At 66.0% G+C, this 19,902-nt stretch carries 20 protein-coding genes; 11 read left to right on the top strand and 9 right to left on the bottom strand.

Going from position 1 to position 19,902, the window contains the following annotated elements; genetic code table 11:
• Window positions 1-22: 22 nt before the first annotated feature.
• The 3 genes from NG701_RS09345 to NG701_RS09335 form a co-directional block, all read right to left on the bottom strand.
• Window positions 23-1,549, bottom strand: a complete 1,527-nt coding sequence (locus NG701_RS09345) for an ABC transporter substrate-binding protein (protein WP_252566817.1) — start codon at window positions 1,547-1,549, stop codon at window positions 23-25.
• A gap of 193 nt (window positions 1,550-1,742) precedes the next feature.
• Complete coding sequence (locus tag NG701_RS09340) at window positions 1,743-2,756, bottom strand: Gfo/Idh/MocA family protein (RefSeq protein ID WP_252566815.1); 1,014 nt, start codon at window positions 2,754-2,756, stop codon at window positions 1,743-1,745.
• The gene (locus NG701_RS09335; protein WP_252566811.1) at window positions 2,753-3,613 is read right to left on the bottom strand and encodes a sugar phosphate isomerase/epimerase family protein; all 861 of its coding nucleotides are present in this window, start codon (window positions 3,611-3,613) and stop codon (window positions 2,753-2,755) included. The genes NG701_RS09340 and NG701_RS09335 overlap by 4 nt, the downstream gene beginning before the upstream one ends.
• 221 nt (window positions 3,614-3,834) lie before the next feature.
• On the opposite strand from NG701_RS09335, the gene NG701_RS09330 reads away from it, so the two are divergent.
• On the top strand, window positions 3,835-4,851 hold the full coding sequence (locus NG701_RS09330) for a LacI family DNA-binding transcriptional regulator (protein ID WP_252567170.1): 1,017 nt from the start codon (window positions 3,835-3,837) through the stop codon (window positions 4,849-4,851).
• A gap of 140 nt (window positions 4,852-4,991) precedes the next feature.
• Window positions 4,992-5,813, top strand: a complete 822-nt coding sequence (nadE, locus tag NG701_RS09325; protein ID WP_252566809.1) for an NAD(+) synthase — start codon at window positions 4,992-4,994, stop codon at window positions 5,811-5,813.
• A gap of 206 nt (window positions 5,814-6,019) precedes the next feature.
• Here nadE and NG701_RS09320 read toward each other — a convergent pair whose 3' ends face one another.
• The gene (locus NG701_RS09320) at window positions 6,020-6,802 is read right to left on the bottom strand and encodes an IclR family transcriptional regulator (RefSeq protein ID WP_252566807.1); all 783 of its coding nucleotides are present in this window, start codon (window positions 6,800-6,802) and stop codon (window positions 6,020-6,022) included.
• A 199-nt stretch (window positions 6,803-7,001) separates the two neighbouring features.
• On the opposite strand from NG701_RS09320, the gene NG701_RS09315 reads away from it, so the two are divergent.
• The 3 genes from NG701_RS09315 (at window position 7,002) to NG701_RS09305 (ending at window position 9,702) form a co-directional block, all read left to right on the top strand.
• Window positions 7,002-7,721, top strand: coding sequence for a CoA transferase subunit A (locus NG701_RS09315; protein ID WP_252566805.1), 720 nt, complete (start codon window positions 7,002-7,004; stop codon window positions 7,719-7,721).
• 65 nt (window positions 7,722-7,786) lie between these two features.
• Window positions 7,787-8,509 carry a CoA transferase subunit B gene (locus NG701_RS09310; RefSeq protein WP_252566803.1) on the top strand — a complete coding sequence of 241 codons (723 nt, stop codon included), beginning with the start codon at window positions 7,787-7,789 and terminating at the stop codon, window positions 8,507-8,509.
• Entirely contained in the window at window positions 8,506-9,702 is a 1,197-nt protein-coding gene (locus tag NG701_RS09305; protein ID WP_252566801.1) for an acetyl-CoA acetyltransferase, read from the top strand. Before NG701_RS09310 ends, NG701_RS09305 begins: the two co-directional genes overlap by 4 nt.
• 142 nt (window positions 9,703-9,844) lie before the next feature.
• Here NG701_RS09305 and NG701_RS09300 read toward each other — a convergent pair whose 3' ends face one another.
• Both NG701_RS09300 and NG701_RS09295 read right to left on the bottom strand, forming a co-directional pair.
• A complete protein-coding gene (locus tag NG701_RS09300) occupies window positions 9,845-10,630 on the bottom strand; it encodes an ankyrin repeat domain-containing protein (RefSeq protein WP_252566799.1) in 786 nt (261 codons plus the stop codon).
• Between the two features lie 10 nt (window positions 10,631-10,640).
• Window positions 10,641-11,225, bottom strand: coding sequence for a GlcG/HbpS family heme-binding protein (locus tag NG701_RS09295; protein WP_252566797.1), 585 nt, complete (start codon window positions 11,223-11,225; stop codon window positions 10,641-10,643).
• A 232-nt stretch (window positions 11,226-11,457) separates the two neighbouring features.
• Between NG701_RS09295 and NG701_RS09290 the strand changes: the two genes are divergently transcribed.
• The 3 genes from NG701_RS09290 (at window position 11,458) to NG701_RS09280 (ending at window position 13,775) form a co-directional block, all read left to right on the top strand.
• Window positions 11,458-12,720, top strand: a complete 1,263-nt coding sequence (locus tag NG701_RS09290) for a sensor histidine kinase (protein WP_252566794.1) — start codon at window positions 11,458-11,460, stop codon at window positions 12,718-12,720.
• Window positions 12,717-13,343: a response regulator gene (locus NG701_RS09285; RefSeq protein ID WP_252566791.1), complete on the top strand. Its 627-nt coding sequence runs from the start codon at window positions 12,717-12,719 to the stop codon at window positions 13,341-13,343. The genes NG701_RS09290 and NG701_RS09285 overlap by 4 nt, the downstream gene beginning before the upstream one ends.
• A 228-nt stretch (window positions 13,344-13,571) precedes the next feature.
• Window positions 13,572-13,775, top strand: coding sequence for a cold-shock protein (locus NG701_RS09280; protein ID WP_013599688.1), 204 nt, complete (start codon window positions 13,572-13,574; stop codon window positions 13,773-13,775).
• Window positions 13,776-13,855: 80 nt separating this feature from the next.
• On the opposite strand, the gene NG701_RS09275 is transcribed toward NG701_RS09280, so the two are convergent.
• Window positions 13,856-14,989, bottom strand: coding sequence for an acyl-CoA dehydrogenase family protein (locus NG701_RS09275; protein WP_252567168.1), 1,134 nt, complete (start codon window positions 14,987-14,989; stop codon window positions 13,856-13,858).
• 163 nt (window positions 14,990-15,152) lie between these two features.
• Here NG701_RS09275 and NG701_RS09270 point away from each other — a divergent pair, with 163 nt between their 5' ends.
• A complete protein-coding gene (locus NG701_RS09270; RefSeq protein WP_252566788.1) occupies window positions 15,153-16,880 on the top strand; it encodes an AMP-binding protein in 1,728 nt (575 codons plus the stop codon).
• Between the two features lie 2 nt (window positions 16,881-16,882).
• Window positions 16,883-17,389 (top strand): MarR family winged helix-turn-helix transcriptional regulator, encoded by a 507-nt coding sequence (locus NG701_RS09265; protein WP_252566785.1) that lies wholly within the window; start codon window positions 16,883-16,885, stop codon window positions 17,387-17,389.
• A 33-nt stretch (window positions 17,390-17,422) separates the two neighbouring features.
• Here the strand turns inward: NG701_RS09265 and NG701_RS09260 are convergent, their stop codons facing one another.
• Window positions 17,423-18,001 (bottom strand): helix-turn-helix domain-containing protein, encoded by a 579-nt coding sequence (locus tag NG701_RS09260; RefSeq protein ID WP_252566782.1) that lies wholly within the window; start codon window positions 17,999-18,001, stop codon window positions 17,423-17,425.
• A 66-nt stretch (window positions 18,002-18,067) separates the two neighbouring features.
• Here NG701_RS09260 and NG701_RS09255 point away from each other — a divergent pair, with 66 nt between their 5' ends.
• The gene (locus tag NG701_RS09255) at window positions 18,068-19,042 is read left to right on the top strand and encodes an NAD(P)/FAD-dependent oxidoreductase (RefSeq protein WP_252566779.1); all 975 of its coding nucleotides are present in this window, start codon (window positions 18,068-18,070) and stop codon (window positions 19,040-19,042) included.
• Window positions 19,043-19,100: 58 nt separating this feature from the next.
• Here the strand turns inward: NG701_RS09255 and NG701_RS09250 are convergent, their stop codons facing one another.
• Complete coding sequence (locus NG701_RS09250) at window positions 19,101-19,877, bottom strand: enoyl-CoA hydratase (RefSeq protein WP_252566777.1); 777 nt, start codon at window positions 19,875-19,877, stop codon at window positions 19,101-19,103.
• Window positions 19,878-19,902 lie beyond the last annotated feature (25 nt).

Below are 19,902 nucleotides of genomic sequence, written 5' to 3'. Positions count from 1 at the left end.
GTGCCCGGTGCTTCCTTGCGGGTTACTTGGCGGGCGAGTAGTTGTAGATCGACGGAACGGCCTGCTGGACCTGCGGTTCCACGGTGATCTTGGAGTTGTGGTAATACATCTGGTTCACGCGGAACATCGGGGCGAACCAGGCCTGCTCCACAACGTACTTGTTGACTTCCTGGGCCAGCTTGCCAGCGTCCTTGCCGCCCTTCTCGACTGCATCGATCTTGGCCTGCAGCTCGGGAGTGGTGTTCTTGAACGGGTTGTAGAGGGCCTTCGTGGAGATGATCTGGTTGGTGGCAACCCACGGCTCACCCTGGAAGAGGGAGAAGAACATGGTGGTGAACTTCTGGGCGGCGACATCGCTGGTGAACGTGTTGGTGATGGCGGCACCAATGTTCACGGTGATTCCAACGTCCGCCAGCTGCTGCTTGATCACTGCGAGCTGGGTTTCCCAGCCCGGAACCGACGGGATGTCGAGGACGACGCCGGTCTCGTAGCCGGCTTCCTTCAGGAGGGCCTTGGCCTTGGCCGGATCGTAGCTGTAGTAGTTCTCCAGCTCTTCGGTCCATGCACCGCTGGCCTTGCCGAACGGCTGCGACGTGGGGGTGCCCTGGCCCATCAGGACCTGGTCCAGGATGGTCTTGCGGTCAAAGGCGTAGTTGATCGCCTGGCGGACCTTGACGTTCCCCAGCGCGGGGTTCTTGGTACCGTCGCGGTCCATCAACAGGAGACCCTGCCAGTCCACCTCGGTGGCGACCAGGTTCATCTTGGCGCCTTCAGCCTGCTTGCCGGTCTTGGGGTCCAGCAGCGTGGCGTCCACCTGGCCCGAAACGAGGGCGTTGGTGCGGGCGGTCAGGTCAATCAGGATCTTGAAGGTGACCTTCTCGAACTTCTGGAGGTCCTTGTTCCAGTAGTCCTTGCGGGCGGCGAACACCGACTGCGAGTCCTTCACTGTGGCGGCCTTGTCCATAACATACGGGCCGCTGCCTACGGGCTCGGTCTTGATGGCGTCGGTGCCCAGCGCCTTGGGGCTGCCCATCAGGCCGGCGGCCTGGCTGAGGTAGAACTCCAGGGACGGATCCGGGGCGGTCAGGTTCAGTTCGATGGTGTCGGCGTCAACAACCTTGACGTCTGAGACGGCGGTCAGCTGGGCCATCTGCGGGCCGTTGGCCTTCTTGAAGTGGTCCATGTTGGCCTTGGCGGCCTCAGCGTCGAACTTTGCGCCGTCGCTGAAGGTCACGTCCGTGCGGAGGTCAACGGTGAGCTTGGTGTTGGTCTCGTTGTACTTCCACGCGGTGGCCAGCATGGGGCTGAGCTTGCCGTCCGGTTCCCGCAGGATCAGGGAGTCGTACGCTGCCTGGTAAGGCTGGAGATAGTGACCGACGTGGGCCTGTGCCGGGTCCCAGGAGCGGAGTTCCTGAACTGCACCCAGTGACAGCGTCGCTGTTTTGGCCGTTGCGCCGGCGCCGGCGGGAGCGCCGCCGCCGCAGGCGGTCAGCGCCAGTGCTGAGCTGATGATAAGAGCGGCAGCTGCCGCCTTGGGACCTAACTTCATTGTTGGCTCCTGAATCTGTGGAACGTGAGAGTTGCGATTGGGCCGGTGTGGCGTGGGCCACACCGACCTTCCGAGATTCAGAGTACGCATGATTGCCAACTTTGGCAACCGATTGTCAATATTGTTGCAATCTAAGCGAGAATCGCCGTGAATGAAACGTTCTAAAGGCCTTCAACCGGTTGCCGCGAGGAGGTCAGGAGTCTTTCGCCGCCGCGTCCGGGTAGCTCTGGCGGTAGATTTCCTTGACGATCTTCAGAGATTTCTCTGCTTCTTCCGGATCGATCCAGAACGGGCCTTCGTCACCGAGCCGGGCATAGAAGTCACTGATGAGCAGCTCATGCGAGACCCCCCAGTAGGCGCGCCCGCCGGACTCCACCACACGCTCGGGGACCACGTCCACGCGGCCGTCCGCATAAGTGACCGTCAAGTCCCCACGAAGACTGAGAGTCGCTCTTTCCGTGACAATGTCCAGCGTGACCGGCGCGTTCACGGCGTTGGCCAGCGTTGCGTAGAAGGCGCTGCGCGCACCGTTGGCGTGCTGGGCAACAAACTCCGCCGTATCCTCCACCTCGATGGTTTCGCCCAGGAACCTGGTGGCCGCGTTGCCGGACAACGAAACGACGTCGCCCACCAGCCACTGCAGCAGGTCCACGGTGTGGATGGCCTGGTTCATCATGAGCCCACCACCGCCACCCGCCCAGGTGCCGCGCCAGGGCCGGCTGCGGTAGTAGTCGGCGTCGCGGTGCCACAGCACCGTAGCTGACGCCCCTAGTACCGCGCCCAGTTCGCCGGAGGAAAGCAGTGCGTGCATGGCCTGCGCGGTGGCGTTGTAGCGGTTCTGGAAGCAGACGGCGATCTTGGCAGTGGACGCTTTGGCGGCCTCCACCAGCCGGCGGCCCTCCTCGAGCGTATGCGCCAGCGGCTTTTCCACAATGACATTCACGCCGCGCTCCAGGCAGTCCGCCGCGATGGAGGCATGCATGTTGTGCGGCGTCGTAATGTGCACAACATCCGGCCCCACGGCCTCGATCAGGCTGAGGTGATCCGGGAATCCCGGGACGCCATAGGCGGCCACAGCGGCCGCAAGGCGGCCGGGATCTGAGTCACAGACACCGGCCAGCCGCGCGCCGTCGAGCTTTGCGATGGCCTCAAAGTGCACTGCCGAAACATCACCGCAGCCGATGACTGCGGCCCTGAGGCCGGTCACGAAAGTACGATTCCGTTCTTGGCAGCCAGGCCCGCGAAGGCGCGGGCGGCGGAGCCAAAGGCAACCGGCCCCGAGAAGCCGCCCAGTTCGTGGTGGCTGGCCAGGTGGGGCTCAAGGGAGGCAAAGCCGGCATAACCGTCCGCCTTCAGGGCGGCAATGGTGGCGTCGAGTTCGCCGTCGCCCTCGCCGGAAGGCACAACTTCACCCGTAGCCATGATGGCGTCCTTAACCTGGAGGTATTCGAGGTACGGGCGCAGCATGGCGTAGCCGTCGGTGTAGGGCCGGACGCCCACCTGGACGAAGTTGGCGTTGTCCCAGGCGATCCGCAGTGCGGGAGAGTCCACGGACTCCATGATGTCCAGGACGCGCTGCGGCGTATCGCCGTAGATGTCCTTTTCGTTCTCGTGCAAAAGTACGACGCCGGCGCTTGCGGCTTCAGCGGCCAGTGCCCGCATGCGCGTGATGACGTCGTCGCGGATTTCCTCCGGCGTCTGGTCTTCGCTCCGGAAGAAGGAGAAGATCCGGATGTACTTGGTGTCCAGGCCCTTGGCCACGGAGATGATCTGGCGGAGGCGCTCGACCTCGTGCTCCACGGGCAGGCTGATGTCCACCTTGCCGATGGGGCTGGCGACGGCGGAGACCTTCAGGCCCTTGGCGTCCAGGAGTTCCTTGAGCTCGGATACCTGCCCAGGCGTCAGTTCGGAGACGTTAACGCCCCAGGCGCTGCGTACTTCGATGTAGCTCGCCCCAAGTGCCAGCAGGACAGCGGCCTGGATGGCGGGGTCCGTATCCACTTCATCGCCGAATCCTGAGAGCGTCCAGACTGTGCTGGCCGCTTCGGTTGTTGCTTCGGTCACGGGAATCTCCTTCGGTATGCCCGCGACGGGACAGCCTTGGTGCCGCTCCGGCGCGCGGGTGACTCAGTTCACAAAAAGTGCTGCCCTAAGTCTAGACACGTCAACCATCAATGACAACCGATTGCCAAATGATTGCATGCTGTGGCAACCTAGAGCTACAGGGATGTGGCAACCGTCACAAGCCCCCTGTCATCCCGTTCAGTGAGGAGCGCGCCATGGCGATGCAAGCAGCCGGAACAGACCGCCCGGCCACCATCCATGACATCGCCGCGATCTGCGGGGTGGCCGCCTCCACCGTGTCCCGCGCACTTTCCACTCCGGACCGGGTCAACATCCGTACCCGTGCGCGGATCGAAGCGGCAGCGGCCGAGCTGAACTACACGCCGAACAGCCAGGCGAAGGCGCTGAGCTCCGGCCGCACCGGCGCCGTCGGCGTCCTGGTGCCTGACATCACCAATCCGTTCTATTTTGACCTCATCCGTGGCACACAGCTGCAGCTCAAGGCGGCCGGATACACCCAGCTGCTTGTGGACACGGAAGAGTCCGACGAGGTGGAGGCCTCCACCGTGGAGCAGCTGCGCAAGAGCGCTGACGGAATCATCGTCACCGCGTCCAGGCTCAGCGATGAGGCGCTGCTGGCCGCGGCCGCCAAGATTCCCATGGTGACCATCAACCGCGACGTACCCGGCGTTCCCGCCGTCGTCATTGACACGCCGTCCGCCACCAGCCAGGCACTGGACCACCTGATTTCCCTCGGCCACATCCGGATCGCCTACATGGCGGGACCACTGACATCCCAATCCAGCACCCTCCGCTGGACAGCCCTGGCGGCCGCCGCCGAGGACCGCGGCGTGGATGTGCGCAGGCTGGGCCCGTTCGCCCCTAAGACGCAATCAGGTGCCGCCGCAGCAGACGCGGCCGTGCACTCCGGTGTCACCGCCTGTATTGCCTTCAACGACCTCATCGCCATCGGCATGCTCCAGCGGCTGCGCGAACGCGGCATCCGGGTCCCGGAGGACATGAGCGTGGTGGGCTGCGACGACATCTTCGGCGCGGACTTCTGCAATCCCCCGCTGACCACCATGGCTTCCCCGATCGAACAGGCCGGCCGCGTGGCCGTGTCCATGCTCCTGGCCCAGCTCAACCCGCTGGCGGGCGGTGGCAGCCGCAGCCGCTCCCTGATGCCCACGCATCTCACAGTGCGCGGTTCAACCGGAGCGGCACCCGCAGCGCTGTAGCCCCGGGGCCCCAAGTGTCCCTTCGCGCTGGGTTTTCAATTGTCCGTTCGCGCCGGGCGGTGAGTGGTTCGGGTGGACACGTGGGTGGTTCGGGTGGACACAGTTGAGCGTTGTTGACAGCGCTGACTAGGCTGGATCACATGCGCGAACTCCAAGCCACCATCATCGAAGAAATGGGCGTGCAGCCCCGGATCGACCCCCTCGGGGAGGTTCGCAAGCGGGTGGATTTCCTGAAGGATTACCTCCGGGCAACCCACACCAAGGGCTTTGTCCTGGGCATCTCGGGCGGGCTGGACTCCTCCCTCGCCGGCAGGCTGGCCCAGCTGGCTGTGGAGGAGCTGGAAGCCGAAGGCGTGGAGGCCAACTTCGTGGCGGTCCGCCTTCCGTACGGCGTCCAGCATGACGAGGACGACGCCCAGGCCGCACTGGACTTCATCCAGGCCAAGACGGAATGGACCTTCAACATCTCCGCCGCCGTGGATGGCTTCGAGGACGAATTCGAGAAGACTGTGGGCAACGGAATCTCCGATTTCCACAAGGGAAACACCAAGGCACGCACGCGGATGATCGCCCAGTACGCGCTGGCCGGCGAGCACAACTACCTGGTGATCGGCACCGACCACGGCGCAGAGTCCGTCACCGGGTTCTTCACGAAATTCGGCGACGGCGGCGCGGACATCCTGCCGCTGTTCGGCCTCAACAAACGCCAGAACCGTGAACTGCTGGCCGAACTGGGCGCCCCTGCCCGGGTCTGGGAAAAAGTACCCACCGCGGACCTTCTGGACGGCAAGCCCGGACGCACCGATGAGGACGAACTGGGCCTGAGCTATGACCAGATCGATGATTACCTAGAAGGCCGGGACATCCCCGAGGCGGCCGCCGAGCTGATCGAGCAGAAGTACCTCCGCACGCGCCACAAGCGCACCGTGCCGGTCACCATCTTCGACACTTGGTGGAAATAGGCGGCAGCCGAGGTACGCCGGGTCGGGCTGTCAGCCGAACCGGGGCACTTTGAACCCTGTCTGGACCGGTCCCGCCCGGAACACGGCGTGTCCGTGTCAAAGTGCCCCACAATGGCCCGCGGGGTATCCCTGGCGCGCTCCAGCCGGCGCGCTCCAGCCGGCGCACTCCAGCCGGCGCGCGGGTCAGTCACACTCCGCCGAGCAGTTCAGACGGCGCCCGCCGAACGGGTCAGCACCGTGGTGATCCGGTGGGCTTCCTCCATCAGCAGTTTGCCGAGGAACTCCTGCCGTTCCGGCCGGAACCGGGGTTCGATGCCGGTGAGGGACAGCGCGCCAACCGGCCGGCCCAACTGGTCGAACACGGCCGCCCCCATCCCCCAGCTTCCCTCAAGCACCAGGCCGGGATTCACGGCGAATCCATGCAGCCGGGTCCGTTCCAGATTCCTGCGCACCACGTCCACGCTGTGGCCTGCTGCGAAACTGCCGGCGTGATGGTCCCAGCCGGACAGGATGGCGTCCTGAACGTCATCCGGGAGGAACGCCATGATCGCAGTCCCGGCCGAGGCCACGCCCAGCGGAAAACGGACTCCCTCATGCAGCACAAAGGAGCGTACCGGGAAGCTGCCCTCCTCCCGCAGCACGCAGACCGTCTCCTGGCCCCTGCGGATGGAATAGAAGGCGCTTTCGCCGGTCTCCTCGGCCAGCCGGCGCAGGCTTGGCCGCGCCAGGTCCTCAAACGGGAAGCGGGCCGCCGCCACTGATCCCAGCAGGAAAATCTCCGGGCCCAGGATCCAGTTTCCGCTGCGGGCATCGTGGTCCAGGAGGCCCTCCGCGGCAAGGGATCTCAGGAGCCGGTGGACGGTGGGGCGGGTCAGCCCGGACTCCCGGACCAGCCCGGCAATCGAGCTGCCCTCCGGCTTCCGGCCGACAAGCCGCAGCAGTGACGCCACACGGCCCACCACCTGCGCCCCTTGGACTGGATTTGTCATTCGGCTTACCAACTCTCAAAAATCCTCCACAATGTGGACACCTCAAAGTCTAGCGTCCACGCTGTGAAATATCTGTCATTCTGGCAAGTTTTCGCCGTTGACCAGCTTCAGCGCGCCGTCTAGGCTCCCTTATCAAGACCCATGTCCACAAAGTGGATATTCCCGAATGGCTCTGCATGCTCGATGACGAGGAGACGGAATGTCCAAACTGAAATCCAACGCCGCCGCTACCCTGGCCGAAGTGCTCCGGGACGGCATGACGCTCGCCGTCGGCGGATTTGGCCTGAGCGGCATCCCGGCTGACCTCATCGAGGCCGTGCGGGACTCCGGCGTGCGTGATCTGACCGTGGTGTCCAACAACATGGGTGTGGACGGGAAAGGTCTCGGCGTGCTGATCGAAGCCGGCCAGGTCCGCAAGGTGATCGCCTCGTATGTGGGCGAGAACAAACTCTTCGCCGAGCAGTACCTCGCGGGCCTGCTTGAAGTGGAGTTCACCCCGCAGGGCACCCTGGCCGAGCGCCTCCGCGCCGGCGGCTCCGGCATCCCGGCCTTCTACACCAAGACCGGCGTGGGAACGCTGGTTGCGGAAGGCAAGCCGCTGGCAGAGTTCGACGGCGAAACGTACGTCCAGGAGCGCGCCATCCGCGCCGACGTCGCGCTGGTCCACGCGCACACCGCCGACACGGACGGGAACCTGATCTACCGCTACACGGCCCGGAACTTCAACCCGGTGGTGGCCACCGCCGGCCTGGTGACCATCGCCGAAGCCGAAGTCATAGTGGAGCCGGGCTCACTGGATCCCAACCACATCATCACCCCGGGCGTGTACGTCCAGCACCTGGTCCAGGCGAGCGGCCGGGTGAAGGACATCGAACAGCGCACCGTCCGCCCCCGGACCGCGGCAACAATCCCCGCCTGAACGCCACCCCACCGGCGCGAACGAACACTTAAGCCCCCACAAACTTTGAACCCAAGGAGAACCCCATGGCCTGGACCAGGGACGAAATGGCTGCCATCGCGGCCGAGGAACTGAACGACGGCGACTACGTGAACCTGGGCATCGGCATCCCCACGCTGGTGGCCAACAACCTGCCCGACGGCGTCCGCGTGGTCCTGCAGAGCGAAAACGGCCTGCTCGGCATGGGCCCGTTCCCGTATGAGGGCGAGGAAGACGCGGACCTCATCAACGCCGGCAAGCAGACCGTCACGGTGCTGCCCGGCGGCAGCATCTTCGACTCCGCCACATCGTTCGGAATGATCCGCGGCGGCCACGTTAAGGTGGCCATCCTGGGCGCCATGCAGGTCTCCGGCAACGGGGACCTCGCCAACTGGACCATCCCCGGCAAAATGGTCAAGGGCATGGGCGGCGCCATGGACCTCGTCGCCGGCACCCCGCGCGTGGTGGTCCTGACCGAACACAACGCCAAGGACGGCACGGCAAAGATCGTCACCGAGTGCACCCTGCCGCTCACCGGCCTGCGCTGCGTGGACCGGATCATCAGCGACCTCGCGGTTTTCGACATCGTGAAGACCGAACAAGAAGCGGACGACGACGGCGGGCGGCAGCTCACGCTGACCCGACTTGCGCCGGGGGTCACCGTAGAGGAAATCCGCGAAAAGACCGACGCCGGGTTCACCGTCGCCCTGGAATCAACACTGAACGAAGCAACACTGAACGAATCAACGCTGGAAGGAGCCAGGGCATGAGCCTGAAGGAACAGTTCGGCAAGGACGTCCTGCTCACAGGTTGGGGCCACAGCCGGTTCGGCAAGCTCACCGACGAGACCCTCGAGTCCCTGATCGTCCAGGTGGCCGCCGAGGCCATCGGCAACGCCGGGATCGAGCCCGGCCAGATCGATGAGATCTACCTGGGCCAGTTCAACTCCGGCATGATGCCGCTGGCCTTCCCGTCGTCCCTGGCGCTGCAGGTCTCGCCCGACCTGGCCAACGTCGCGGCCACGCGTGTGGAGAACGCCTGCGCCTCCGGTTCGGCCGCGTTCCAGCAGGGCACCAAGTCGCTGCTTGCCGGGACGGCGAAGACCGTGCTGGTGATCGGGGCCGAGAAGATGACCCACGCCGGTGCCGACGTTGTGGGAGCCGCCCTGCTGGGCGCCGACTACGACATGGCCGGCCAGACGTCCACCACCGGCTTCACGGGCCTGTTCGCGGACGTCGCCAAGCACTACGAAAAGCGCTACGGTCGCGGCGACGGACAGCTGGGCGACGTGCTGGGCTCCATCGCGGCCAAGAACCACCGCAACGGCGTGGACAACCCCTACGCCCAGCTCCGCAAGGACCTCGGCGAGGAGTTCTGCCGCACCGTTTCGGACAAGAACCCCATGGTGGCCGATCCGCTGCGCCGCACCGACTGCTCCCCCGTGTCCGACGGCGCCGCCGCCGTTGTGCTCAGCACCTCGCCAACCGGCGGGGCCGCTGCGCCGGTCAGGCTGGCCGGTTTCGGCCACGCGAACGACTTCTTTCCGGCTGAACGCCGGGACCCTACCGCCTTCGCCGCCACGCGCATGTCCTGGCAGCGTGCGCTGGGGATGGCCGGCGTCGGGCTTGAAGACCTGGACTTCGCTGAGGTGCACGACTGCTTCACCATTGCCGAGCTGCTGATGTATGAGGCCATGGGACTGACCGAACCGGGCCAGGGCGCCCGCGCTGTGCAGGAAGGCTGGGTCTTCAAGGACGGCAAGCTGCCCATCAACGTCTCCGGCGGGCTCAAGGCCAAAGGCCATCCCGTCGGCGCCACCGGCGTCTCCCAGCACGTCATCGCCGCCATGCAGCTCACCGGGACCGCCGGCGACATGCAGCTCGCCAACCCCCGCCGCGCCGCCGTGCAGAACATGGGCGGCGTCGGCATCGCCAACTACGTCAGCGTGCTCGAAGCCGTGTAACCGGGATCTCCGGGATCTCCGGGGGCGGCCTGGCTGCGTCTCCCCACCTTTTACGCCCGACGGCGGCGCGTCGCACCAAAAGTGCGGCGCGCCGTCGTACGTTCATGGCAAAGGTGGGGAATATAAGCGGGGCACTGCGTTACTAACCGTGGCCACGAATCACGTTGGCGATCTCCACAAAGCCCAGCCGTTCGGCGTTCTCCAAGGCGGTCCGCCCCTGGGGATCCCGGATGTTCGGGTCTCCACCCGCATCCAGGAGTTGGCGCACGACGTCCTGCTGCCTTGGCCCGCCGTTGTTGAGCAGGATAGCCTCCTGCATGGCGGTCCAGCCCAGGTTGTTCACATGGTTCACTGGCACTCCGGCAGCCAGGAGGATGCGGACCGTCTCCACATGGCCGTGTTCGCTGGCCGGGATCAGTGCCGTGCCGCCGTACCGGTTGGTACTGGCAACGTCCGCGCCGGCCGCCAGCGTCAGCCGGAGCACCTCGTTGAATCCCTCGGCCCCGGCATAGAGGAAGGCGGAATCCTGGATGGCGTCCTTGACGTTCACGTCGCCGCCGCGGCCAATGAGTTCACCTACCAGCGCCACGTCGTTGGCCTTCGCTGCAGCGATCAGCTCCTGGTCCAACAGGGCCTGGGCTTCGGCCGATAGGGCTGGCGGCTTGGTGGCCGCCGGGTTAGGGGCGGACGGTGATGCGGCCGGCGTGGAAGTGGCCGGAACCGGGGGCTCCGGGCTCGCCAGGACGGACGACGACGGCGACTCCACCCGCGGCAGCTCACCGGGACCCGTCTGGCAGGCGGCCAGGCACACTGCAACCCCGCCCGCGATCGCGAGTATCGCCGCTGCCCGGCCTGCCCGGCACCCGGTCCTGAACCGCGAGGTCCTAAACCGCCAGGTCCTAAACCGCCAGGTCTTGAACCGCCTCATGGAGCCGAGCCTACTTGCCTGGGCCGGCAGCCGCAGCGGCAATGGCCTCGGCGCCTGCGGTGGCGCAGGCTTCGTCCAGGTTGCCGTCGGGGGCGCCGCCCACGCCAATGCCTGCTACGGACACACCATTGACCTTGAGCGGCACGCCGCCGGGCAGGAACAGGGTGCCGGGAAGGTCCGCGATGCTGGGGCCGTTGCCGTTGATGCGCTTGGCCAGCTCGCTCGTCGGCGCACCGAAGGCGGCCGCGGTGTACGCCTTCTGCTTGGCTGCTTCGATCGTGTGCTCGGCGGCGTTGTCCCCGCGCAGGAGCGCCTGGACGGTGCCGAACCTGTCCACGAGTGCCACCGTGACGAACGGCAGCTTGTCGGCCTGGCATTTGGCGAGGGCTGCGCTGACGGCGTCGGATGAGGCGCCAACGGTGATGCGGTTCTGCGCCGCGACGGTTTCCGGTGCCGGCGGGATGTCGACGGCGGGTACCGCAGCGGGAGCGGCCGCCTGGCTGGTCCCGGCATTGGCCGCAGCGGTCAGCCCTCCCGTCAGCAGCAAAGCTCCGGCGGCAGCAGCGGCGGCGGCAATCTTGTTGTTCTTCTTCACGGTGTTTCTCCTTGGGTTAATGGACGCACGTTGATGGACTCACGTTGGCGGAATCCAGTGGAACGGGCATCGGCTCCATCCATCCTGTCCAGCCCCGCCGCGGTAAGCATCGGGCCTTCGGCTGCCTCCCGGTCCCCCGGATGGCCAGCAGCATCAGCTAAAAGGCGGAGAGACCAGCAACGGCGCGGGCAATAGCATGGGATAGGAACGCCCCTGACCTGAACCGGACCCCATGCCCTCCCCAGCCACTCCCTGTAAAACCCTGACCGACGGATCCTCGCTGACCACCGGGCCCGCTCTGCCTGCCAGTCCGGCCGCCGCCTCTGGCCGGTTCGGCCGGATCGACGCCGCCGTCCACCTTGGCTTCGCGGTCCTGCTTGTTGCTTCGGCCGTCCGCTATGCCATGCGGCACAGCCTTCAGGACAACGTCCTGGTCCTCGGCCTCGCGGGTGCCGTCTGTGGCCTGTATTGCGTAATCGCCGTGCTGGCCCGTCAGAGACGCCAATGGGCGGTCTGGATGCTCGTGTTTGTGGCCGTCTGGGCAGCCTTGGTCATCGCCGCGCCCAGCTTTGCGTGGTGTTCCTTTGCGATCTTCTTTCTGTGCCGGACTGCCTTTACGGGCGCCGTGGGCTATGTGGCGGCGGGCGCGACGGCGGCCGCCACCGCGGTCGGGCTGTTCCGGCTCAGCGACGGCACGGACCTCGCGATGCTGCTGGGGCCGCTCGCCGTTGGCGTGATGCTGACGCTGATCTACGACCGGATCGAGCACGACGCCGCGGAGCAGCGCCGTCTCCATGCCGAGGTATCGCTGGCACACGGGCAGCTGGCGGCCAGTGAGCGCCGGGCCGGCACCATCGCCGAACGCGAGCGCGTATCGCGGGAGATCCACGACACCGTGACGCAGGGCCTGGCCAGCAGCCTGCTGCTCCTGGAGGCCGCTGACCGTTCGTGGCCAGGCCCGGGATCGCGCCAGGAGCTCAACCAGGCTACGGAACTGCTGCGCCGGAATCTCTCCGAGACGCGCAGCCTGGTCCACGAGCTCGCCTCCCCGGGCCTCGACGCATCGCCTCTGCCGGAGGCCCTGCACCAGGCGGCCGCCCAGTACGTCCCGCACGCCCGGCTCCTGGTCACCGGCGAACCGAGGGACGTCCCGGCGGAAGTCCGGCACACCCTGCTGCGGGTGGTCCAGAGCGCGGCCGCGAACATCCAGCAGCACGCAAACGCCGCCACCACAACCCTGACGCTGGGGTTCCTTCCCGGCTCGGTCACCCTTGACATCTACGACGACGGGACGGGCTTTGACCCGTCAGCGGCAGCACCGCCGTCGGACGCCGGAGGATACGGGCTGCGGGCGATGCGCCAGCGCGTGGAGCAGCTGGGCGGGGTATTCTCGGTGGAAAGTTCCCCCGGCGAAGGGACCATCGTGGCCGCACAGGTGCCGGCACGGTTGCAGTCAGCGCCACGTGGCCAGCAGATGACACCGGAGGACGCATGACTACCATCACTGTCCTCCTGGTGGACGACCACCTGGTGGTCCGGAGCGGCCTCAAGGCACTGCTGGGCACGCAGCCTGACTTTGACGTGGTGGCCGAGGCCGCTTCCGGAGAGGATGCCCTGGGGCTGGTGGAACAGCACTCCCCTGCCGTGGTGGTGATGGATCTGGCCATGGGCGCCGGAATGGACGGGATCGAGGCCATCAAGCTGCTGCGGCAGCGCAACAGCCGGCAGGCCATCCTGGTGTTCACCACCTACGATTCCGACGCGGACATCGTCCGGGCAGTCGACGCCGGCGCCATGGGCTACCTCCTCAAGGACGCCGCCCCGGACGAAATCTTCGCCGCCATCCGCGGTGCCATACAGGGGAAGAGCGTCATGAGCGCCCCGGTGGCCTCCCGGCTCTTCCAGCAGCTGCGCAATCCCGACGAGGTCCTGACGCCCCGGGAGGCGGAGCTGCTGAGCCTCCTGACCGAGGGGCTCAGCAACCGGGAGCTGGGCCAGCGGCTCTTCATATCCGAGGCCACAGTCAAGACCCATTTGGCGCACATTTACGCCAAGCTCGGGGTGGAAACCCGCGCCGCTGCCATCGCCACGGCCATCCGCCGGGAGGGTATGCGCTAGCCCGCAGCGGCTAAGGCAAACACAGCCATGGAGCGGGGCGGCAGCTGACGTCGGCGGCCCGAATAGGACCAATTCGCGTGTACCACTTCTGTAACAGGGGTGACACTTGATGACTGCAGCTATTGCACGCCCACCGCGCAGCCCCTAGGTTTGAGACAGCGGACTACAGACTCCGCGTCTGCCTGCCGTCCGAGCAGGACCAGAAAAGGGTTACAAAGGAAGTTAGCAATGGCAACAGGCACAGTTAAATGGTTCAACGCTGAAAAGGGCTTTGGCTTCATCGCTCCGGACGACGGATCCGCCGATGTTTTCGCGCACTACTCCGCAATCGCCAGCAGCGGCTACCGCTCGCTGGATGAGAACCAGAAAGTCGAATTCGATGTGACCCAAGGTCCCAAGGGCCCGCAGGCAGAGAACATTCGCCCGCTCTAAGGTTCTGATCAACTGCCCTGGCCGTGCTGCAAAGCATGGCCAGGGCAGTTTTTTGTTAAGTTGTTGTTATTTGCGAATTTCTACACGAAGGCCGATTTTCCGGTGACGGCCCGGCCAACAATCAGCGAATTGATTTCGTAGCTGCCCTCATAGGTATAGAGGATTTCGGCATCACCAAAGAGCTTACCCATTTCAAAGTCCGAGCTGATCCCGTTGCCGCCCAGCAGCGAGCGTCCCATCGCCACTGACGCGCGGGCCAGCCGGGTGCACGTGGACTTTGCCATGGCCGCCTGCGCCATCTCCAGCTTGCCGTCCGTCTGGATCCGGGCGAGCTGGGCCATCAGCGCCAGTGACGCGGAGGCGTTGCCCAGGATCTCCGCCAGTTGCTGCTGGACCAGCTGGAAGCATGCCAGTTCCTTTCCGAATTGCCTGCGCTCCAGGGAGTAGGAACGGGCGACGTCGAACGCGGCCAGCTGGATCCCGGCACCTTGCCAGCCGACCCAAGCGCGCGAATCCCGCAGGAGGTCGTTGGCTTTGGAGAAGTCCGTGGCGCCCGGCAGCATGTTGGACGCCGGAATCCTGACGTTGTCCAGCAAGATGTCCGCGTTCTGCATGATCCGCAGGCCGATCTTGTTGGCAATCTTGGTTGCCCGGTAGCCAGCGCGGTCCGTCTCCACAATGAATCCTTTGATGTGCCCGTCCGCTGCGTCGCGCGCCCACACCAGGGCAAAGTCCGCGATGGTCCCGGAGCCGATCCAGCGCTTCGCGCCGTTGATCACCCACTCGCCGCCCTCCAGCCGCGCGGATGTTTCAAGCCCGCCGGCGATGTCCGAGCCGTGCTCCGGTTCGGTCAGGGCGAAGGCGCCCAGCTGGGTAAAGTTCTTCAGGCCAGGCAGCCACTGCTGCTTCTGTTCCACGGAACCGAGGGCGTCGATCATCCCCACGATCAGTTCGTTGTGGATCCCCACGAGTGCCGACAGAGAAACGTCCGCCCTGGCCACTTCGACGTACATCAGGCCCTTGAAGAGCTTGGATGTGCCGTCCGTCTGCAAGGCGCCAAGCCCGTGCTTGCCCATTTCCGCCAGCAGCCCGAACGGGAATTCCTCGCGGTTCCAGTAGTCAATGGATGCCTGCCGCACCGTGGACTGCAGGAACGCCCGGATCTCCAGGTAGCGCGCGCGCTCCGCTGCGGGCAGGAGGTCCACGATGTGCATCAGGTCTGCCTCTGGAAAGGGCGGGGCTTCGGTCACAACACGCTCACGTCCTTGTGGCTGCACGCTTCATATCCCTTCGGTCTTCCAAACCCTTGGATGTCCTAGTATATTGCACAGGGATGGATTCTTAGTGATGCGCATCACTGGACGAAAGGTGTCCCCCATGTCAGTCACCGATGACTTCCGCGAGGCACGCGACCGCCTGCTGACTCTGCATTCCGACTACCACCAGGCCAGGCGCGAGTTCGTGTGGCCGCGCTTCACGGAATTCAACTTTGCCCTCGACTGGTTCGATCAGATCGCCGCCGATCCTGAGAAGGCCAACAATCCGGCCCTGGTCATCGTGGAGCAGGACGGTTCGGCCACCCGCCGGAGCTTCGCGGACCTGGCCGCCCGTTCCAGCCAGGTGGCCACCTGGCTGAGAAGCCAGGGCATGCGCCGCGGGGACCGGATGATCATCATGCTGGGCAACCAGGTGGAGCTCTGGGAGCTGATGCTGGCCGGCATCAAGCTGGGCATCGTCCTGATCCCCACCACTACCCTGATGGGTCCGGAGGACCTGGCCGAACGCGTGGAGCGCGGCGAGGCGGGCTGGGCCGCCGTCGGACGTTCCAACATCGGTAAGTTTGCCGGCGTCCCCGGGAACTACAAACTGATCGAAATCGCCGCCGGTGGCGGTTCAGCCAGCACCCCCGGGGCCCTCCAGTACACGGATTCGACGACGGCGGCAGTCACCTTCACCGCCGACGCCCCCACCCACGCGGACGAGACGCTGCTGCTGTATTTCACCTCCGGAACCACGTCGAAGGCCAAGCTGGTGGAGCACACCCATACGTCGTACCCGGTGGGGCACCTCTCCACTATGTACTGGATCGGCCTGGAACCCGGCGACGTGCACCTGAATGTGGCATCGCCGGGCTGGGGCAAGCACGCGTGGTCCAATTTCTTCGCCCCGTGGATCGCCGAGGCGTGCGTTTTTGTGTACAACTACGAACGGTTCGACGCCCGTGCCCTGATGGAGCAGATGGACCGCGAGCACGTCACGAGCTTCTGCGCCCCGCCCACGGTCTGGCGGATGCTGATCCAGGCGGACCTGAAAGTGCTGAAAACCCCGCCCACCAAGGTGGTCTCCGCGGGCGAACCGCTGAACGCCGAAGTGATCGAACAGGTCCAGCGCGCCTGGGGCCAGACCATCAGGGACGGCTTCGGCCAGACCGAAACCACCGTCCAGGTGGCCAACACGCCCAGCCAGCCGGTCACCATCGGCGCCATGGGGCGGCCGCTTCCCGGCTACGACGTTGTGCTGGTGGATCCGAACACGGGGGAAGAAGCCGAAGACGGCGAGCTGTGCCTCCGCCTGGACCCCCGGCCGGTGGGGCTGATGAAGGGCTACTATGGGGACGCGGAACGGACTGCCGAGGCGTTCCGCGGCGGCTATTACCACACGGGCGACATGGCCAGCCGGGACAAACACGGTGTCATCACCTACGTGGGCCGCGACGACGACGTCTTCAAATCCTCCGACTACCGGCTCTCGCCGTTCGAACTGGAGAGCGTGCTGCTGGAACACCCCGCCGTGGCCGAAGCGGCTGTGGTTCCGTCACCGGATGCGCTTAAGCTCTCCGTCCCCAAGGCCTATGTTGTCCTGGTGTCGGGACTGGAGCCGGGGCCGGAGCTGGCGGAGGACATCCTGCGGTACTGCCGCGAACACCTGGCGCCGTTCAAGCGGATCCGGCGGCTGGAATTCGCGGCGCTGCCCAAGACCATCTCGGGCAAAATCCGCCGTGTGGAGCTGCGGCACAATGAGGAGCTCCGGCATGGCGGGGGCGCCCATCCCGACGGCTTGGGCGTGGAGTACGCCGAGGCGGATTTCCCGGGGCTGAAGGGCTGAGGATGGCCGCGCCACTGCCCCGGGACCCCATCGCGGACGCCCAACGGAACTGGGAGGAGCACGGCTGGGCCGACGTCGCCGCTCCCATGGCTGCGATCACCGCGATCATGCGCACCCAGCAGATCCTGCTGGCCCGGATCGAGGGCGCCCTGAAGCCGTGCGGGCTGACATTCGCCCGCTACGAACTGCTCGCGCTCCTCAGCTTCGCCCGCAGCGGCGCGCTGCCAATGAACAAGGCGAGCGCCCTGCTCCAGGTCCATCCCACCTCGGTGACCAACGCCGTCGACCGTTTGGAAGGCTCGGGACTGGTGGCCCGTTCGCCGCATCCCACGGACGGCCGCACCACCCTGATCGAGCTCACCGCGGAGGGGCGGATCGTTGCCAAACGCGCGACGGCGGTGCTCAACACCGAGGTGTTTGGCCAGTCAGGTTTCGACGCGGCCGATGTGGACCAGCTGGTCCGTATCCTGGGCACGTTCCGCCGGAATGCCGGGGACTTCACGGGCTAAGGGCGTCCCTTAGCGTTTGGCGGCCCAACGGGTCTAGGAGCGCGGTATGGCTCTCACGTGCATGCGTTCGCCCTGGGTTCCGAAGAGGCTGAGGAACTCCACCGCTTCGGTGTCCGCCCGGCCGAACCAGTGGGGTACCCGGGTATCAAATTCGGCTGCTTCGCCGGGACCCATCACCAGGTCCTGGCCGCCCAGGACCATCCTGAGTTTTCCGTTGAGCACATACAGCCATTCGTACCCCTCATGGACCTGGGGGTCCGGCTGGTCCGGCGTGCCGGCCGGCAGGATGTGCTTGTAGGCCTGGATCCCGCCGGGCCGCCTCGTCAGCGGGATGATGGTCATGCCGTGGCGGACCATGGCGCGCAGGTGCAGGCGGGGATCGCCCGTGGCGGGAGCCCCGACGAGTTCGTCCAGCGGGACCCGGTGCGCTTTGGCCAGAGGCAGCAGCAGCTCCAGGTTGGGGCGGCGCTGACCGGATTCCAGCCGTGAAAGTGTGCTGACTGAAATCCCGGTGGCCTCGGCGAGGGCCGCCAGGGTGGTGTTGCTGTTGCGGCGGAGGGCCCTGAGCCGCGGCCCCACCGCTGCCAGCACGTCGTCGAATGCTTCATCCATGTTCCCAGTTTGCCATTCCAGCAAATTTACTTGCCACCCGGAGCAGGTGCCGCGAACCATGGAGGCATGAGAACAGAAAATGACAACACGTACGATGTCCTGATCACCGGTGGAGGGGCCGCCGGCCTGAGCGCCGCGCAAATGTTGGGGCGGTCGCGCCGCTCCGTGGTGGTGGTTGATAGCGGCGAACCCCGCAACGCCCCCGCCCAAGGGGTCCACGGATTCCTGTCCCGCGATGGTGTCAGCCCCGCCGAACTCCTGAGGATCGGACGTGCCGAAGCCCAGCACTACGGCGCACGGCTAGTGGAGGGCGAGGCCGTTGCCGCTGCGGGCAATGCCTCCGACGGTTTTTCCGTGACCCTGGCGGACGGCAGCGTGATCCGCGGGCGCCGCCTGCTGATCACCACCGGGCTGGTGGACGAACTGCCGGAGATTGCCGGGCTCCGCGAGCGCTGGGGCAAGGATGTGCTGCACTGCCCGTTCTGTCACGGCTGGGAAGTGCAGGACCAGGCCATCGGCATCCTGGGCAACGGTCCTTGGTCCGTGCACCAGGCCCTGCTCTTCCGGCAGTGGAGCGGCAACATCACCCTCTTCCTGAACGACCTGACCCTGCCCACCGACGACGAGTCGGAGCAGTTGGCCGCCCGGGGCATCAGGGTGGTGGCGGGTGCCGTTGAATCCTTGCGGGTGGAGCAGGACGTCCTGCGCGGCGTCGCCTTGGCTGGCGGACCCGAGATCGCCGTGGACGCGGTGGTGGTGGGACCCCAGGTGCGCGCACGGCTGGATGCCTTCGCCGGGCTTGGCCTCGAGCCGGCAACCTATCCAATGGGGATCGGGGACTTCCTGGAGACCGATGCCGACGGCGCCACCGCGGTCCCGGGGGTGTGGGCGGCGGGCAACGTGACGGACATGCGCGCGCAGGTCCTGGCCTCCGCGGCGGCAGGGGCGTGGACCGCCGTCGTGATCAACAACCATCTGATGGCCGAGGAACTGGCCGCAGACGTTACCGCCCACCGGGAATCCCTGTCGGTTGCTCCGTAACTGCCCTTTAGGGCGCTGAAAAGGGCCGTTGCGGAGCAATGGATGGGTACGGGGTGGGTCAGCGGTGGTTGAACTCGGGCTGGCGCTTCTCCGTAAAAGCGGCCATGCCTTCCTTCTGGTCCTCGCTGGCGAAGAGCGAGTGGAAGATCCGGCGTTCGAACAGGACCCCCTGGGCGAGTCCCGTTTCAAAGGCCGCGTTGACGGCTTCCTTCGCGAGCATGGCCACGGGCTTGGACTTGGACGCGATGACCTCCGCGGCCTTGAGCGCCTCCTCCACCACGCTCTCCGCGGGCACCACTCGTGAGACGAGGCCGGAGCGTTCGGCCTCCTCGGCGCCGATGAAGCGCCCGGTGAGGATCATGTCCATGGCCTTGGCCTTGCCCACCGCGCGGGTGAGCCGCTGCGAACCGCCCATGCCCGGCAGCACGCCGAGGTTGATCTCCGGCTGGCCGAACTTGGCGTTGTCCCCGGCGATGATGAAATCGCACATCATGGCCAGCTCGCAGCCGCCGCCCAGGGCGAAGCCGGACACGGCCGCGATGACAGGGATCCGCAGCCGGGTGAAGTCCTCCCAGCCCCGGAACCAGTCTGCGGCGTACATGTCCATGTAGCCCTGCGACGCCATTTCCTTGATGTCGGCCCCGGCCGCGAACGCCTTTCCCGAGCCGGTGATCACCACCGCGCCCACGCCCGGATCGGCGTCCATGGCGGAGACTGCTGCCACGAGCTGCTCCATGGTGGCCTTGTCCAAGGCGTTCAGCGCCTCCGGCCTGTTGAGCGTGATCAGGCCTACCCGGCCGCGCTGTGCCACCAAGATGTTCGTGTACTCCGTCATGCCTGACCTTTCAGCTGTTTTCGCG

Origin of the sequence: Pseudarthrobacter cellobiosi, from assembly GCF_023913815.1 — a bacterium.
Taxonomy (GTDB): domain Bacteria; phylum Actinomycetota; class Actinomycetes; order Actinomycetales; family Micrococcaceae; genus Arthrobacter; species Arthrobacter cellobiosi.
Note: the sequence above shows the minus strand (reverse complement) of the source record. Positions and strands in the feature narration are given on the sequence as shown.

Coding starts and splice junctions, on each gene's coding strand:
- NG701_RS09345 (WP_252566817.1), bottom strand. CDS start 1,549: ATGAAGTTAGGTCCCAAGGCGGCAGCTGCCGCTCTTATCATCAGCTCA.
- NG701_RS09330 (WP_252567170.1), top strand. CDS start 3,835: ATGCAAGCAGCCGGAACAGACCGCCCGGCCACCATCCATGACATCGCC.
- nadE (WP_252566809.1), top strand. CDS start 4,992: ATGCGCGAACTCCAAGCCACCATCATCGAAGAAATGGGCGTGCAGCCC.
- NG701_RS09320 (WP_252566807.1), bottom strand. CDS start 6,802: ATGACAAATCCAGTCCAAGGGGCGCAGGTGGTGGGCCGTGTGGCGTCA.
- NG701_RS09315 (WP_252566805.1), top strand. CDS start 7,002: ATGTCCAAACTGAAATCCAACGCCGCCGCTACCCTGGCCGAAGTGCTC.
- NG701_RS09310 (WP_252566803.1), top strand. CDS start 7,787: ATGGCCTGGACCAGGGACGAAATGGCTGCCATCGCGGCCGAGGAACTG.
- NG701_RS09305 (WP_252566801.1), top strand. CDS start 8,506: ATGAGCCTGAAGGAACAGTTCGGCAAGGACGTCCTGCTCACAGGTTGG.
- NG701_RS09300 (WP_252566799.1), bottom strand. CDS start 10,630: ATGAGGCGGTTCAAGACCTGGCGGTTTAGGACCTGGCGGTTTAGGACC.
- NG701_RS09290 (WP_252566794.1), top strand. CDS start 11,458: ATGCCCTCCCCAGCCACTCCCTGTAAAACCCTGACCGACGGATCCTCG.
- NG701_RS09285 (WP_252566791.1), top strand. CDS start 12,717: ATGACTACCATCACTGTCCTCCTGGTGGACGACCACCTGGTGGTCCGG.
- NG701_RS09280 (WP_013599688.1), top strand. CDS start 13,572: ATGGCAACAGGCACAGTTAAATGGTTCAACGCTGAAAAGGGCTTTGGC.
- NG701_RS09275 (WP_252567168.1), bottom strand. CDS start 14,989: ATGCACATCGTGGACCTCCTGCCCGCAGCGGAGCGCGCGCGCTACCTG.
- NG701_RS09270 (WP_252566788.1), top strand. CDS start 15,153: ATGTCAGTCACCGATGACTTCCGCGAGGCACGCGACCGCCTGCTGACT.
- NG701_RS09265 (WP_252566785.1), top strand. CDS start 16,883: ATGGCCGCGCCACTGCCCCGGGACCCCATCGCGGACGCCCAACGGAAC.
- NG701_RS09260 (WP_252566782.1), bottom strand. CDS start 18,001: ATGGATGAAGCATTCGACGACGTGCTGGCAGCGGTGGGGCCGCGGCTC.
- NG701_RS09255 (WP_252566779.1), top strand. CDS start 18,068: ATGAGAACAGAAAATGACAACACGTACGATGTCCTGATCACCGGTGGA.
- NG701_RS09250 (WP_252566777.1), bottom strand. CDS start 19,877: ATGACGGAGTACACGAACATCTTGGTGGCACAGCGCGGCCGGGTAGGC.